Source organism: Hymenobacter segetis (assembly GCF_038448715.1).
In the GTDB taxonomy this organism is placed as follows: Bacteria; Bacteroidota; Bacteroidia; order Cytophagales; family Hymenobacteraceae; genus Hymenobacter; species Hymenobacter segetis.
Map to the genome: position 1 here is coordinate 1 of NZ_JBCEVZ010000061.1, position 14,882 is coordinate 14,882.

A 14,882-nucleotide genomic window follows, 5' to 3' on the forward strand; every position below is an offset into this window, starting at 1 on the left:
CCTTCACCCCTGCCGCCGCCAGCGACTGGCGCCAAGAAACCGTGGACCTCACGCCCTACCGCGGCCACAGCGTGGTCCTGCGCTTCATCGGCCGCAACCAGTACGGCAACAACCTGTACCTCGACAACGTGCAGGTATACGACGGCGTGCTGTCCCTCACCTCGGTGGCCAATGCCGTGGGCTTCGAAGCCTGGCCCAACCCCACGCCCAGCGGCACGGCGCTCAACCTGCGCCTGCCCGCCTTCACTGGCAAGGTGAGCCTGCGGCTGATTGATGCCCTGGGCCGCGTGGTGTGGCAGGAGGCCGTGCAGCAAACCGGCGCGCCGCTGGAGCGCACCCTGCGCACCGGCCTGGCCCCCGGCCTCTACGACCTGCTGTACACGCCGGCCAGTGGCACGCCTGCCGCCCGCCACCTCGTGCTGGAATAGCGACTCCTTGTTTTCGACAAAAAAGGCCGGGCGACTATCGCCCGGCCTTTTTTGTTGGCTATTCTGAAGGTGAACGGGACAATTCCGGTTCTTACCGGCGGCCGTAGCGCTGGCCGAAAAAGTCACCCTGGTTCCAGATGGGCCGGGCGGGGTCCTGTGCCACCTGGTAGCCGATGAGGAAGCACAGCTGCACATACTTGCGACCGGCCTCAAAGTCAAAACGGCCGTTGATGTCGTCCTGCGGTTTGTGGTAGGTCACGGCGCGCCATTTCTGCACGTCTTCGCTGAGGTTGTTGCGGCCGTCGGCGGTTTTGTTGCCGTATTTGATGTGCAAGGCCGGAATGCCGGCCGTCACGAAGCTGTACTGGTCGCTGCGGATGAAGCGGTTCTGTTCCGGCTCGGGGTCCTGCTCCAGGTCGATGGCCATGTAAGCGCAGGCCTTTTTCACGGGCTCGATGAGCGTGGAATGCGGGGCTCCCAGCGCCACCACGCTCAGTAGCGGGGCAATGAGGGTGGGCATATCCATATTGATATCGGCCACGATTTTGGCCTTGGGCACGGTGGGATTGGCCGCGAAGGCCGACGAGCCCAGCAGGCCCAGCTCCTCCCCGGTCATGAAGGCGAAGAGCATGGTGCGCTTCGGCTTTTCCTTGAGCTTGGAGTAGATTTTGGCGATTTCGAGCACGCACGAAACGCCCGAAGCATTGTCGTGCGCGCCGTTGTTGATGGAGTCGCCCTTCACCGGCGCGGTCACGCCCAAGTGGTCGAGGTGGGCCGAATGCACCACGTACTCATCGCGCAGCTTCGCATCGGAGCCCACGAATTTGCCCACCACGTTGTAGCTCTCAATGTCTTTATAAGTCGATTGCGCGCTGGCGCTAATCGTCGTTTTCAGCCCCGCCGAGGCTGGTTTGCCACTGCGAATGGCCGCGAAGGCCTGCGTGGTGTCCAGCCCCGAAGTTTGCAGCATACGCTGGAGCGTGGCCGCGCTCACCGCCCCGTAGAACTGCTGCCGACTGCCAACCGCGAAGGTGCGCGACACCGCCACCTTGCCATCGGCCCCGAGCACGCTGTAGGTGCCGGTTTTGAGGTCGGGCAGCGCGCCGGCGTGGGCCGAAGCCAAGATGAACCCCACCGCGCCGTGGTTGATGGCCGCCTTCAGCAGCCCGGCCAAATCCTGGCTGGCCGAGGCCACGGTGGAGGCAAACGTGCGGGGCGCGCCGCGCACAATCATCACCACCTTGCCCTTCACATCGAGGCCGGCGTAATCATCATAGCCCAACTCCGGCGCGCTGATGCCGAAACCGGCGAAGGCCAACGGCGCATTCTGCACGCTGGTGGCGGGCAGTTCGGGGCTGGGGTACACCACGTAGTCCTGGCCGGCGGTGAGGGGCAGCGTGGCTCCCTGCGCATCGCGGGCCGCGAAGGTGGCCCCGGGCTGCAGGAAGGCGCGGCGCAGGCGCACTTTCTGGATGAATGTGCCGCCCTCGCCGGCGGGCTGCACGCCCAGGGTTTTCAGCTGCTGCGTCACGTAGTCGACGGCCATCTGGTAGCCGGGGGTGCCGGCTTTGCGGCCCAGCAGGCGGTCGTCGGCCAGGTAGGCGATGTGGGCTTTGATGTCGGCCGGCTTTACTTGTTCGAGGGCGGCGGCCACGGGCTTAGGCACGGTGAGCGGGGCCGTAGCTGATTGGGACTGCGCATAGGCCGAGCCGCTCAGCAGCAGCGCGGCGGAGAGGGACGAAAGGGAGATTCTCATGCCGTAAAGAAACGTAAGGGGCAAGCATTCGAGGAAAAAACATAACCTGCGCGTAACAGCAGGACACCAGCAGTATCGGAGGCAGAACGGGGCGTTCCACAATCGTTTTTGCCGGCCCCATTCCACTAAAAAGCTCTTGGCCGCGCCGGCCAAACGAGCCAGGGCATTGAAATAATCAGGACGAACTATACTGAAAGGCTTCGCGTTAGTAGCCCTTGTCCCTGTTTTATTAACTATCTTGAGATATAAGCCCGGCATTATTCGGGTGAGCCCCGGCCGCAGCGCAACGCCTTTACAGGCTGCTACTGCCCGCCCGGTTGGCCAGTTGGCCGGCTCCTTTGCTAAATAATTATCGCCATGACTACTTCCCTGACTTCCTATTCCGATGCCATTGCCCCCCAGTTTCAAATCACTGACCCCACGCATCGGCAAACCCACGACCTCAAGACCTGGCCCGAGTGCTTCGCGGCCGTGAAAGCGGGCAATAAGCCCTTCGACGTGCGCCGAAACGAAGAAAACTTCCAGGTGGGCGACTTGCTGATGCTGCGAGAATTTGACCCCGATACCGAGCAGTACACCGGGCGCACCATTACGCGCTGGGTGAGCTATGTGCTGCAGGGTGGCCTGTTTGGCGTGCAGCCCGACTGGTGCGTGCTGGGCTTTAGCGAGCTGGCCCCCATCCCGACGGGCATGACCGATATCCGGCTTTGGTAACAGTGCGGAGAGTTAGGGGTTAAGAGTTGAAAAATCTGTCATCCTGAGCGCAGCGAAGGACCTTGCCACGCTCACATCGACTACCTGCGGCAAAAGTGCGACCGTGATAAGGTCCTTCGCTGCGCTCAGGATGACAATCAAAAGTTCAATCTCCATGCCCGTTATCCGCGCCACTGGCCTGCGCAAGTCGTTTGGCGCGCACACCGTGGTCAATGATGTGTCGTTTGAAGTGGCAGCCGGCGAGACGCTGGTGCTGCTGGGCCCCAGCGGCTGCGGCAAAACCACGCTCCTCAAGCTACTCAACCGCCTGATTGAGCCGGACGGCGGCACCGTGGAAATCAACGGCGCAAACGTGCTGACCCAGCGCCCCGAGGAGTTGCGGCGCGGTATGGGCTACGTCATTCAGCAGGTGGGCTTGCTGCCGCACTACACCGTGGCCGAGAATATTGCGGTGGTGCCGCGCCTGCTGGGCCACGCCCCGGCCGCCATTGCGGCGCGCACCGAGGCGCTGCTCACGCGGCTGCATTTGCCGCCGGGGCGCTATGCCGGGCAGCTGCCGCACCAGCTTTCGGGCGGGCAGCAGCAGCGGGTGGGGCTGGCCCGCGCCCTGGCCGCCGACCCGCCCATTGTGCTGCTCGATGAGCCCTTCGGGGCCCTCGACCCGGTGACGCGGGCCAGCATCCGGCGCGAGTTTCGGGAGCTGGAGGAATTGAAAAACAAGACCGTGGTGCTGGTGACGCACGATGTGACGGAAGCCTTCGAGTTGGCCGACCGGATTATGCTGCTCGACGGCGGCCGGATTCAGCAGCTGGGCACACCGCGTGAGCTGCTGTTTCGGCCGGCCAATGGCTTTGTGCGGGACTTTTTCGCGGCCGAGCGGCTGGCGTTGCAGCTGCGCACGCTGACGCTGGGTGATGTTTGGCCGGATGCGCAGGCTTTTCCCTCCCTAATCGACCATCAAAGAGTCGATTTCGAGGGTCTGACCTCCGCAATCGAGCCAAAAAGAGTCGATATCGAGCTAATGAAGGTCGATATCGACCCTTCGACCCGCGCAATCGAGCCAAAAAGAGTCGAAATCGGGGGTTCGACCCTCGAAATCGAGCCAAAGAGGGTCGAAATCGGGGGGTCGACCCTCGATTTAACCGATACGACTACCGTGTTAACCGATACTACCGTGTTAACCGATACGACTACCGTGCACGATGCTTTGGAGGCGCTGACTAGTACCACGCCGGCGACCGCATCTTTTACGGTAGCACAATTAATGGCAGCCTTCGGCGAGGCGCTGCAACGGGAGGAGGACGCATGGAAACGCTAACGGCCCTGTTCACTTTCTGGCGCGAGCAGGCGGGCAAGCTGGGCGAGCAAACGGTGCAGCACATCGGCCTCACGGCTGGCTCGCTGCTGCTTGGGGTGCTGCTGGGCGTGCCACTGGGGCTGTTTTTGTCGCGCCGGCCGCGCTGGGCTCCGGCGGTGCTGGGCCTGGCCGGCGTGCTTCAGACGGTGCCGAGCATTGCCCTGTTGGGGTTTCTGATTCCGCTGCTGGGCATTGGGCCGAAGCCGGCCATTTTCGCGCTGTTCCTGTATTCGCTGCTGCCCATCATTCGCAACACGTTTGAGGGCATCCGGGGGGTGCCGCCGGCGGTGGTGGAGGCCGCCCGGGGCCTGGGCCTGACCGATGGACAGGTGCTGCGGCAGGTAGAATTTCCGCTGGCGCTGCCGGTGCTCATGGCCGGCATCCGCACGGCTACGGTGATAAACGTGGGGGTGGCTACGCTGGCGGCCTACGTGGCGGCGGGCGGGCTGGGCGAGTTCATTTTCGGCGGCATCGCGCTCAATAATCCGGTGATGATACTGGCCGGGGCGCTGCCCGCCGCCGGGCTGGCGCTGGCGTTTGATGCGCTGCTGGGCGGGGTGCAAAAGCTGAGCACCAAGCGCCTGGGCCGGGTGGGCGCGGCACTGCTGGTGGCGCTGCCGCTGCTGGGCGGGTTGTATTTGCTGCCCCAGGCCAAGGGCCGGCTGCGGGCCGGGTTCAGCCCCGAGTTTGTGGGGCGGGCCGATGGGCTGCCGGGCCTCACCCAGACCTACGGCCTAGTGCGGCTGCCGAGCGTGGTGCTGGCCCCTGCGCTGGTGTACGAGGCCGCCCGCCACGCCGACGTGGACGTAATCGACGGCTACAGCACCGACGGCCGCATCCGGGCCTACGGCCTGCGCGTGCTGCGCGACGACCGCCGGGTGTTTCCGCCCTACTACGCGGTGCCCGTGGTGCGGCCAGAACTGCTGCGCCAGCACCCGGAGCTGGGGGCAATTTTGGCGAAGCTGGATGGGCAGATTTCCGACTCGGTGATGACCGATTTGAACTACCGGGCCGATTATTTACATCAAGACCCGAAAGCCATTGCCGAGGCCTTTTTGCGGCGGCGCGGGCTGTGGCGGGCGGCGCGGGCGGCCGTGGCGGGCGCGCCGGTGGTGCGGCTGGGCTCAAAGATTTTCGCCGAGCAATACATTCTGGCCGAGCTGTACGCGGCCCTCATTCGGGGCAATACCGACCTGGCGGTGGAAACCAAAACCGGGCTGGGCGGCACTACCATCTGCTTCGAGGCCTTGAAAAGTGGAGCCATTGATATGTACCCCGAGTACACCGGCACGGGGCTGCTGGTGCTGCTCCAGCCCCGGCCGGCGGTGGTCGATTCGCTGGGCGGGCGGCCGGCGGCGGTGCTGGGCTACGTGCGGGCCGAGTTTCGGCGGCGCTTCGGGCTGGAATGGCTGGCCCCGCTGGGCTTCAACAACACCTACGCGCTGCTGATGCGCGGGCGGCAGGCGCGGGAGTTGGGTATTGGGAGCGTATCGGACTTGGGCGGGTACCTGCGGCGGTGAGGTGGGTTGGTGGGTTAAAAGAACGTCATGCTGAGCGCAGTCGAAGCATCTCTACCGCAGCAGTAACCCCTTTCGATTGGATTAGTTGCGCGGTAGAGATGCTTCGACTGCGCTCAGCATGACGTTCTGTTTTCTGCCTGACTACTACTCATCGGACACAAAAAAAGTCCCCGCTGGCAATGCCGACGGGGACTTTTCAAAACCTACTACCCGGGCTTAGCGGGCGATGAGCAGGCGCAGCATTTCGGCTTTGCCATTCACCACCAGCTGGCACTGGTAGAGGCCGGCGGCCAGATTCTGGCTGTTGAGGGTGAGCGAGTAGAGTTGCCCGCCGTTCACGGCCCCGTCGTAGAGGCTGGCGACGCGCCGGCCCATGCCATCGTACACGACTACGCTGGCTTTGCCATCGAGCGGGGTGCGGAACGATACCGTGGCCTGGTCATTAGCCGGGTTGGGGTAGGCCGACAGCTCGTTGATGCTACCGCTGGTAGCGGCCACGGCCGGAGCCGTGCCACGAGCCGCCGTGGTGCAGGCCCCCAGCTGGTCGCCGGCGTGGCCGGTGAGGTGGGCGGGCACGGCATTGGGCGAGATGCAGATTTCGTGGCCGTTGTGGCACACCACTACTTTATCCTTATCGCAACGGGCATCCACTACGCGGAGCGTGACGGTGGCCGTGGCCGTGCAGCCGTACTGGTTGGTGGCCGTCACGGTGTAGGTGAAGGTACCGGCCGTAGTGGCCGTGAACACGGGGTTGGCCAATTTGGTGCTGCTCAGGCCGGCGGCCGGGCTCCAGGCGTAGCTCACGCCGCCGGTGGCGGTGAGGGTAGCACTCTGCGAGCCGTAGCCGAGGTAGAGGTTGGTGGCTACGCCGCCGGTGTACACATTGCTGGCCGGGGCCACGGCAATGGCCGGAGCCGGAATGCTGCCCACCACCGTTACCACGGCCGGGGCGCTGGCCACGTTGCCGTGGATGTCGGTCACGGTCAGGGTCACGGGGTTGTTGCCCAGGTTGGCGCAGCTGAAGCTGGCTTTGTTTAGCACCAGTGTGGCGATGCCACAGGCATCGGTGCTGCCATTGTTCACGTCGGCGGCGGTTACTGAAGCGGCACCGTTCACCAGTGTCACGGTCACGTTGCGCACGGCCACGGTCGGGGCCGTCGCGTCGTTCACCGTCACGCTGAAGCTGTCGGTGCTGGTGTTGCCGCTGGCATCGGTGGCGGTCAGGCGCACGGTGGTAGTGCCCACGGCAAAGGTGCTGCCCGAGGCCGGGCTGGCTACCACCGTGGCACCGGCGCAGTTATCGGCAGCCGTGGTGGCAAAGGTGACCACCGCGCCGCACTGCGAGGCCGGGGCGCTGCGCACAATGGCGGCGGGCACGGTCAGCACGGGGGCTTCGGTGTCGTTCACGGTCACGGTCTGGGTGGCGGTGGCCACGTTGCCGCTGGCATCGGTGGCGGTCCAGGTCACGGTAGTTGCGCCTTTGGCGAAGGTCGTTGGGGCGTTGTTGGTCACGGTTACAGCGGAGCAGTTATCAGCCGCAATAGCGTTGCCTAGGGCTACGCCCGTGGCGCTGCACTGGCCGGGGTTGGTCGAAACCGACACAGCAGCGGGGGCCGAGATGGTGGGGTTTTCCACGTCTAGAATCGTCACCGTCTGCGTGGCGGTGGCGGTGAGGCCGGCCGCGTCGGTGGCCGTCCAGGTTACCGTGGTGGTGCCTTTCGGGAAGGTAGCGGGCGCGTTGTTGGTCACGGTCACGCCGGTGCAGTTGTCGCCGGCCACTGCGTTGCCCAGGGCTACGCTGCTGGCCGTGCACTGGCCCCGGTCAGCCGACTGCGATACCGTGGCAGGGGCCGAAATCGTGGGGGCTTCGGTATCGTTCACCGTCACGGTCTGCGTAGCGGTGGCAATAAGGCCGGCGGCATCGGTGGCAGTCCAGGTCACGGTAGTAGTGCCTTTCGGGAAGGTGGCGGGCGCGTCGTTCCTTACTACTACGCCGGTGCAGTTGTCGCCGGCGGTGGGGGTGCCCAGCGTCAGGCCGGTAGCCGAGCACTGGCCGGCATCGGTCGAAACAATCAGACTGACGGGGGTCGAAATCGTGGGCGCTTCGGTGTCGTTCACCGTTACGGTCTGGGTGGCGGTGGCCTTGTTGCCGCTGGCATCAGTCACCGTCCAGGTCACCGTGGTCACGCCTTTGGCGAAGGCGGTGGGAGCATCGTTGGTAGTAGTCAGGTTAGAGCAGTTGTCGGCAGTTGCTGGCGTACCCAGGGCCACGTTGGTAGCCGAGCACTGGCCGGCATCGGTGCTCACCGTCACGGCTACGGGAGCAGTAATGGTGGGCAGCTCGTTGTCCTGCACGGTTACTACAGCGGTAGCCGTACTCACGTTGCCGTTGGCATCGGTCACGGTCAGGGTTACCGGGTTGGGCCCCACGTTGGCGCAGGTGAAGGTGGCGGGCGAAACCGTCATCGCGGCGATGCCGCACGAAGCCGTCGAGCCGTTGTTGACCTGGCTCTCGCTCACGGTTGCCTGGCCGTTGGCATCAAGCACCGCGCTCACGTCCTGCGCCACAGCCTGCACCGTGCAGTTGTTGATGGTGATGGTGAACGTCTGCTCGGGCACCGAGGCATAGGAGTGATGGAAGGCATCTTCGGCTTGCAGGCGCACCACGAGCGTACCGGCGGCCGAAGCCGGCGGGGTGCCCGACAGCACCGCCGTTCCCGTGGCGGGGTTGGCGGTCAGCGTCAGCCACGAAGGCAGCTGCAAGGTTTCGCTGATGTCCACCGCGTCGCCGTAGGCCAAATCGGCATCGCTCGTGCTAATGGTATAGGTGTAGAGCTGGCCCACATCGGCGCGCGTTACGGGGGCGGAAGTGAATACGGGCAAGTTGTTCACCACGTAGTTCAGCTCGTGAGTTATCTGCTCGTTGTGGGTTTCGCTGGCCGTGAACACGAACGTGTGCTCACCCCAGTTGCTGGGGGCGGGTGTCCAGGAGAAAGTGGTGCTGGTGGGGTTGCCGGCCGTGCTGGGCTGTTGGCCGAGGGCGGCACCGGCGGGCAGGGCCACCAGGGTGCCATTGCTCAGCTTCTCCTGCACCGAAATGATGGTAGCCTGGTCGCTGGGGTCGGCCACGGAGGCCTGCACGGGGTGCGAAAACGACACGCCCGGTGTCAGCACCAGGTCGGTACCGGCGGCCGGGGTAGGCGGCACGTCGAAACGCGGCTTCAGGCTCACGATAATGGAAACGGAAGTGGCCGTTTGTGCACCCACGTTATTTTCGGCCGTGAAGTTGACCACGAAAGTACCGAACTGGCTGGCCGTGGGCGTCCAGGAAAAGGTGTGCTGCACCGGGTTGGCAAACACGCCGAACGCCGGGCTGACTACCGCGTTCGAGGGCACGCCCACCGCGCTCAGGCGCACACTGCTGCCCGCATCTATGCTGGTGGCTTTCACGGTGAAGCTCACCGGCTGGCCGGGCGACACGTTGAATACGCGCTGGTTGGCCGGCGTTACGGCGTAGTCGAACTGGGGCGGGTTCGATGCCGCCACCACTTGCATGATGAAATCAACCAGCACCTCGGTGCGGCCGTTGGAGATTACGACGGCCGTGTTGTACAGCTGGCCGGCGGTTTTGCCCACGGTGTTGAACGTCACCTCGCCGGATTGGGAATTGATGCTGATACCGGCCGGCTGCGTGCCCGACCAGTCGCCGGAGCCCGAAGCCAGGCGGAACGAGAGCGGGCGGCCGTCGGGGTCGGCGGCGGGCACAATGAACTTGGCGGTGGCCAAGCCCAACGGCACATTCACCACAGCCGGCACGGTGGCCACGGGCGAACTGTTGCCCCCGCCCACGTTCACCACCGAGCTCACGTACCAGAGGCCGTTGGCATTGTTTTGCAGCGAGCTGATTTTGTTGCCGCCTGAATACACGGCCTTGAAGCTGCCGGTGTTGACGTAGCGGTGCACCAGCGTGCCCGTACCGTATTGGTAAACCCCGTTGATGTTGGTGTACGTGATGGGCACCGTGCCCGCGGTAGTGCCGTCACCGAAGTTGATGCTTATCGCGCTGGTAGTCGTCAGGGCCCAGCCGGCGCTCACCTTGAACTCGATGGTGTGGCCCGTAGCATCGGACTGCACTACCCGCCACGACATGTCGCCGTAGCGGAAGTGGGTAGCCTGCGCGGTGGGCGCCAGGCCAAACCCCAGGAGGCAACAAAGCAGCAGCAAGCGCCAAGCCGCATTCAGCGACGGCAAGCCGGCTTTTGTTGCTGAAGCAGTGAAAAAATGAGTACGGGTGTTTTTCATACAAAAAGTGAACAGGTGGGAAAATGAAGCAAAAAGAAAATTGAACAAGTGCCGAAAACCCTACAGAAGGTAATTTGTAGTTTTATTCTATAGAATTTTAAGACTATTGCTATAAGTAGTCGACAAAACTACAATTACATTCATTTATAGTGCAAATAATAAAATATCTGAACATGGTAAGTACAACTTTATTATTTGACATTATTTGCAATTTTTATCTTTTAAATTGCCTATAATCCATCAACAGTGGCCTCAACAGCCCAGATTATTAGCAATACCAGCCAGTCCTGCTTTCACTATTTATCACTTACTTATTCACAGAAAAACACAATAATTATTTTCAGATTCTACGCGCAATGTAGGCAGGTTAAAATTTAATTATTTTACTATTATATATTTTAATATTAACTAAAAACAAAGGATATTTCAAGGCGCTAAAGCGCATCTGTTTTCTGCCGCCCGTAATTTTGGGGAATGAAAAGCCCGTTTGCTCTGGCCCTTGCCACTCCCGCTGATGCCCCCCGCCTCACCCAGTTCGTGAATGCCGCCTACCGGGGCGACACCGCCCGCCAGGGCTGGACCACCGAAGCCGACCTGCTCGACGGCCAGCGCATTGATGAAGAAGGAATGCTGGAGATGCTGGCCCGGCCCGGCGCAGCCATCCTGCTCTGTCAGAACGAAAGCGGTGAACTGCTGGGCAGCTTTCACGCGCAGGCCAAAGGCGAATTACTCTACCTTTCCATGCTGGCCGTGAACCCCACCGGCCAGGCTCAGGGCGTGGGCAAGTTCCTACTGAACGCGGCCGAAGACTACGGCCGCCGGTACGGCTGCACCACCAGCAAAATGACGGTGATTTCCGTTCGCACCGAGCTGATTGCCTACTACGAGCGGCGCGGCTATCATCTCACCGGGGCCACCGAACCCTTCCCCACCGACCCGCGCTTCGGCATTCCGAAGCAGCCGCTGGTGCTGCTGGTATTGGAGAAGCCGCTGTAGAGACGCATAATTGCGTCTCTACCCCGCTTTTTGGTCGAAATCCAGCTGCACGTCGCCGCCCACGGGGTAGCCGGTGCAGGTGAGCACCAGCCCGCGGGCCAGCTCGCGGTCGGTGAGGACTTCGTTGTTGCTCATCCAGACCTGGCCCTGGGTGCAGCGCACGGCGCAGTTACCGCACTGGCCCACCTCGCAGCTGTAGGGCAGGCGCAGGCCGTGCCGCCGGGCGGCTTGCAGAATGGTGACGGGAAACTGCACCCGCAGCCGGTGCGGCTGGCCGCGCATGAGCAGCGTTACCTCGTGTGGCGCGGTATCGGGCGGCTCGGCGTGGGCGGGGGCCACGGCGCTGGTGAAGAACAGCTCGCGCCGCATGAGGCTGAGCGGCAGACCGGCTTCGTGCAGGCCGTAGGTGGCCATGCGCATGAAATTGATGGGGCCGCAGAGGTAGGCCAGAGTGCCTGCTGGGAAGCCCGGCACGAGCTGCGTCACGAGGGCTTGGAGCAGTTCCTTGTGCAGGTGGGCGCGGTAGAGGATGGGGTCGTTGCTGAAAAACAGCTCCAGTTGCAACCGCGCCGGGAAAGCCCGGGCCAGCGCGCGCAGTTCGTCCAGAAACAGGGCATCGGCGGCCGTGCGGTTGCTGTAGAGCAGCAACACGGCCAAGTACGGCTGCTGCGCCAGCACCGTTTTTAGCAATGAAAAAAGTGGCGTGATGCCGCTGCCAGCGGCCACGAATACGAGTTGCTGGTAGGCGCTCACATCAGGCGGCAGGGTGAAAAACCCGCCCACGCCGCTGGTGCGCAGCACATCGCCCACCCGCACCTCATCGACCAGCCAGCGCGAAAACAGGCCGTTATCCACGCGGCGGATGGTGATGGCGGGCAACTCATCCAGTGCCGGAGCCGAACTGAAGGAGTACGAGCGCCGGACTTCGGCCCCGTACACCTCGCGCACCAATGTCAGGTATTGGCCGGGCTGATACGGGAGGGTTTCGCCGGGCTGCGGCTGCAATACCAGCGTGCGGGCCGTGGGGCCGTGCTGCCGGATTTCGACAATCGTGAGCTGCTGATAGGCGTTCGACATGGCTTCGCACGAAGTAGAAGGACAGCGGATTTAGAACGGCTTGGCGGGGCCCGACTGCACCAGCTTCTCGGCCCGAAACAGGTCATCGCTCGCCTGCAAAAGCTTAGCGCGGAGCTGGGGGTTGTAGTCGGGGTGGGCGGCCAGGAAGCTGCGCACGGTGGCTGCGGCCGTGGCCGTCTGGTAGCTGCCCAACGTGGCCTGGAGCCAGGAATACGGGAAGAAAATATCGCCAGTGAGCTGGATTTCCTGCAACAAATCGAGGCTGGCGGGCAGGTATTTCTCCGACGTGGCCTGGCGCAGCGGGTGGTGCAGGTAGCCCAACGCGGCCGTAACCCAGGCTTCTTTGGCGCGGCCAGTTTTGTCTTTCAGGCTGGCAAAGAAGGCATCGCGGGTAGCCTCGTCCGGCGATAGCGCGGGCATGAGGAATTGCAGGCGCTGGCGGCGGTCGGCGTTGGTGATGCGGGCAAGCTGGGCGGGCAGGATGGGCTCGGGGGCCGCGTAGTCGCGCACGGCCAGCGCCAGGGCCAGGGCGGTGTAGTCGTCCTCGGTCAGCTTGACCTTGGCGGGGGCCTTTTGGGTTTGCCAAATTTGATAGAGGCGGGTTTGGGCCGGCTGCGTGAGGGCGATGGATTGGTAGGTTTTGAAAAGCTGCTTCTGGGAGTTGGGCGAGGGGTTTTTCTGCAAGGCCGCCCACAGGTCCTTCTCCAGTCCCGGCCCCACGGCCAGCCGCTGGGCGGGCGTGAGAAACTGCCAGAAGATGGCGCTGGCCTGGCCCGTGAGCAACTTCAGGTTCAACTCCTCGGGCTCCAGGGTGAGGGCCTGGCGGTAGGCAGTGAGCAGTTTCAGCGGCGTGATTTCCGGCCCGATGAGCATGTTCTCATATAGGTTGACGTAGCTGGCGGCGCGGGCCACCGGGTTTGCCAGCCGGGGCACGGTGGTGAGCAGTTCCGGCGCGGCCGGAAACACGCCGTAGCCCAGCCCCGTGGAATTGAACACGATGCGCTTCGGCAGAAAAGGAATTCGGATTCCCTTTTCCTTGCCATCCATCTTCACGCTCAATTGCTGCTGCTCGCCGCTGGCCGACTCAATCAGCACCTCAAACTCCTGCGGCCAGAGCCGGTCGGAGCCATCCTCAGCGGTTTGCGTCATGTAGAGGCCGTAGCGCTGGTCGTGGCCGCCGCTGATGCGGTAAGTGAAGACGGGGCGGCCGGGCTGGTTCACCCACACCTGGTTCCAGGCCTGCAGGTCGGCAGGGGTGCGGGCGTCGAGGATTTTGATGAGGTCGGGCCAGGTGGCGTTGCCGTGGGCGTAGGTTTTGAGGTATTCCTGCAGGCCGGCCTGGAAGGCTTCGGGGCCCATCAGGCGCTCCAACTGGCGCATCATGATGGGCGCTTTGTGGTAGATGATATTGCCGTAGAGCGAGCCCGCGTCCTGCAAATTGGCCAGCGGCTGCCGGATGGGGTTGGCCCCGGCCGTGCGGTCGATGCCGTAGGCGGCGGGGTAGTGGTCGATGACGAATTTGAGGTCGTAGTTCGAGTTTTTGACGGTCACCTGCGTGATTTTATCAGCCATGAAATTGGCAAACACCTCCTTCATCCACACGTCGTTGAACCACTGCATGGTCACCAAATCGCCGAACCACATATGCGCCGTTTCGTGCGACACAAGATTGGAGCGGGCCAGCACCTGGTCCTGGGTCGCGCCCTCGTCCAGAAACAGCGTCGAGGCCTTGTAGTCAATGGCCCCGACGTGCTCCATCCCGCCGTACTGAAAATCGGGAATCGCCACAAAATCAAACTTCTGAAACGGGTACGGCAGGCCGGTGTACTGCTCCATAAAGGCCAGTGCATCGGCGTGCAGCTGGAAAATGGGGCCGAGGCTGAGGCGCAGCTTGGCGGGGTCGGTTTCGCGGTGCAGAAAGCTCATGGGCCGGCCATTCATGGTCCGGTCGAGGCGCGAGAATTTACCCGCCGCAAAGGAAAACAGGTAGGTGCTGATGCTGTCGGAAGTGGCGAAAGTGTAGGTTTTAAACCCTGGCACTCTGCCATCGAGAGTAGATTCAGTGGAATCAACCAGCGGCGCATTGGCCACGGCCTGCCACAGCCTGGGCACCGTGAGGGCCAGTGTGAACGTGGCCTTCAAATTGGGCTGGTCAAAGACCGGGAAGACGGTGCGGGCGCGGTCGGGCACCAGCAGGGTGTAGAGATAGTCCGGGTTGCGGTTGAGCGAGAGCTCGCCGGCCCGCAGGCCAATTTTCACTACGTTGTGGCCCAGGTGCAGGGCGGCGGCGGGCAGCACGAGGTGCTCGTCGTGATGGTCGATGGCCAGCGGCTGGCCGTTGAGGGTGAGTCGGTGCAGGTACTCGGTGGGCGCTTTGAAGTCGAGCTGCACCGGGTGACGGTTGTCCTTCAAGTTAAACGAAACCTGCTCAACGACTTCAATCGGCTCGGCTTTTTGCGCCGGGATGGCGAAGCTGAGATTGTAGGCTACGCTACTGATGGTGGCCCGGCGCGCCTGGGCCAACACCTCAGACACCCCGGGCGTTATGGGCGGGTCGGGCTCAACGGGCGGCGTGGGCTGGAGGGTAGTCGTCACGGGCGTACTGAACATGGGCGCACGGTGGCAGGCCACCGCGCCCAGCGCCAGCAGAACCGCCCCGGCCCTGCCATATTTACGAAAGCGAAATGTCATTGGAATAGGCCAGTGCTGAGAGCTTCAAAAGTAACCGCCAC

9 protein-coding genes are annotated in these 14,882 nt (G+C 63.2%); 5 read left to right on the forward strand and 4 right to left on the reverse strand.

The window, feature by feature from the left end; genetic code table 11:
* Positions 1-428, forward strand: a 428-nt coding sequence (locus AAFH49_RS18350) for a T9SS type A sorting domain-containing protein (protein WP_342300471.1), incomplete at its 5' end; no start/stop codon positions are given.
* 91 nt (positions 429-519) lie between these two features.
* Here AAFH49_RS18350 and AAFH49_RS18355 read toward each other — a convergent pair.
* Positions 520-2,184 (reverse strand): M28 family peptidase, encoded by a 1,665-nt coding sequence (locus AAFH49_RS18355; protein ID WP_342300473.1) that lies wholly within the window; start codon positions 2,182-2,184, stop codon positions 520-522.
* A gap of 357 nt (positions 2,185-2,541) precedes the next feature.
* On the opposite strand from AAFH49_RS18355, the gene AAFH49_RS18360 reads away from it, so the two are divergent.
* The 3 genes from AAFH49_RS18360 to AAFH49_RS18370 all read left to right on the forward strand — a co-directional run bounded on the left by AAFH49_RS18360 (position 2,542) and on the right by AAFH49_RS18370 (position 5,775).
* On the forward strand, positions 2,542-2,898 hold the full coding sequence (locus tag AAFH49_RS18360; protein ID WP_342300474.1) for an ASCH/PUA domain-containing protein: 357 nt from the start codon (positions 2,542-2,544) through the stop codon (positions 2,896-2,898).
* Between the two features lie 154 nt (positions 2,899-3,052).
* Positions 3,053-4,216 (forward strand): ABC transporter ATP-binding protein, encoded by a 1,164-nt coding sequence (locus AAFH49_RS18365; RefSeq protein ID WP_342300475.1) that lies wholly within the window; start codon positions 3,053-3,055, stop codon positions 4,214-4,216.
* A complete protein-coding gene (locus AAFH49_RS18370; protein WP_342300477.1) occupies positions 4,204-5,775 on the forward strand; it encodes an ABC transporter permease/substrate-binding protein in 1,572 nt (523 codons plus the stop codon). Before AAFH49_RS18365 ends, AAFH49_RS18370 begins: the two co-directional genes overlap by 13 nt.
* Before the next feature lie 216 nt (positions 5,776-5,991).
* Here AAFH49_RS18370 and AAFH49_RS18375 read toward each other — a convergent pair whose 3' ends face one another.
* Positions 5,992-10,077 carry an HYR domain-containing protein gene (locus tag AAFH49_RS18375; RefSeq protein WP_342300478.1) on the reverse strand — a complete coding sequence of 1,362 codons (4,086 nt, stop codon included), beginning with the start codon at positions 10,075-10,077 and terminating at the stop codon, positions 5,992-5,994.
* Between the two features lie 474 nt (positions 10,078-10,551).
* Between AAFH49_RS18375 and AAFH49_RS18380 the strand changes: the two genes are divergently transcribed.
* The gene (locus tag AAFH49_RS18380; protein WP_342300481.1) at positions 10,552-11,073 is read left to right on the forward strand and encodes a GNAT family N-acetyltransferase; all 522 of its coding nucleotides are present in this window, start codon (positions 10,552-10,554) and stop codon (positions 11,071-11,073) included.
* Between the two features lie 18 nt (positions 11,074-11,091).
* Here the strand turns inward: AAFH49_RS18380 and AAFH49_RS18385 are convergent, their stop codons facing one another.
* Together AAFH49_RS18385 and AAFH49_RS18390 are read right to left on the reverse strand one after the other, a co-directional pair.
* Positions 11,092-12,150, reverse strand: coding sequence for a 2Fe-2S iron-sulfur cluster-binding protein (locus tag AAFH49_RS18385; RefSeq protein ID WP_342300482.1), 1,059 nt, complete (start codon positions 12,148-12,150; stop codon positions 11,092-11,094).
* Positions 12,151-12,180: 30 nt separating this feature from the next.
* A complete protein-coding gene (locus tag AAFH49_RS18390; protein WP_342300484.1) occupies positions 12,181-14,841 on the reverse strand; it encodes a M1 family metallopeptidase in 2,661 nt (886 codons plus the stop codon).
* Positions 14,842-14,882 lie beyond the last annotated feature (41 nt).

Bases quoted from the DNA above. Each gene is read 5' to 3' on its own strand.
- AAFH49_RS18355 (WP_342300473.1), bottom strand. From the start codon at position 2,184: ATGAGAATCTCCCTTTCGTCCCTCTCCGCCGCGCTGCTGCTGAGCGGC.
- AAFH49_RS18360 (WP_342300474.1), top strand. From the start codon at position 2,542: ATGACTACTTCCCTGACTTCCTATTCCGATGCCATTGCCCCCCAGTTT.
- AAFH49_RS18365 (WP_342300475.1), top strand. From the start codon at position 3,053: ATGCCCGTTATCCGCGCCACTGGCCTGCGCAAGTCGTTTGGCGCGCAC.
- AAFH49_RS18370 (WP_342300477.1), top strand. From the start codon at position 4,204: ATGGAAACGCTAACGGCCCTGTTCACTTTCTGGCGCGAGCAGGCGGGC.
- AAFH49_RS18375 (WP_342300478.1), bottom strand. From the start codon at position 10,077: ATGAAAAACACCCGTACTCATTTTTTCACTGCTTCAGCAACAAAAGCC.
- AAFH49_RS18380 (WP_342300481.1), top strand. From the start codon at position 10,552: ATGAAAAGCCCGTTTGCTCTGGCCCTTGCCACTCCCGCTGATGCCCCC.
- AAFH49_RS18385 (WP_342300482.1), bottom strand. From the start codon at position 12,150: ATGTCGAACGCCTATCAGCAGCTCACGATTGTCGAAATCCGGCAGCAC.
- AAFH49_RS18390 (WP_342300484.1), bottom strand. From the start codon at position 14,841: ATGACATTTCGCTTTCGTAAATATGGCAGGGCCGGGGCGGTTCTGCTG.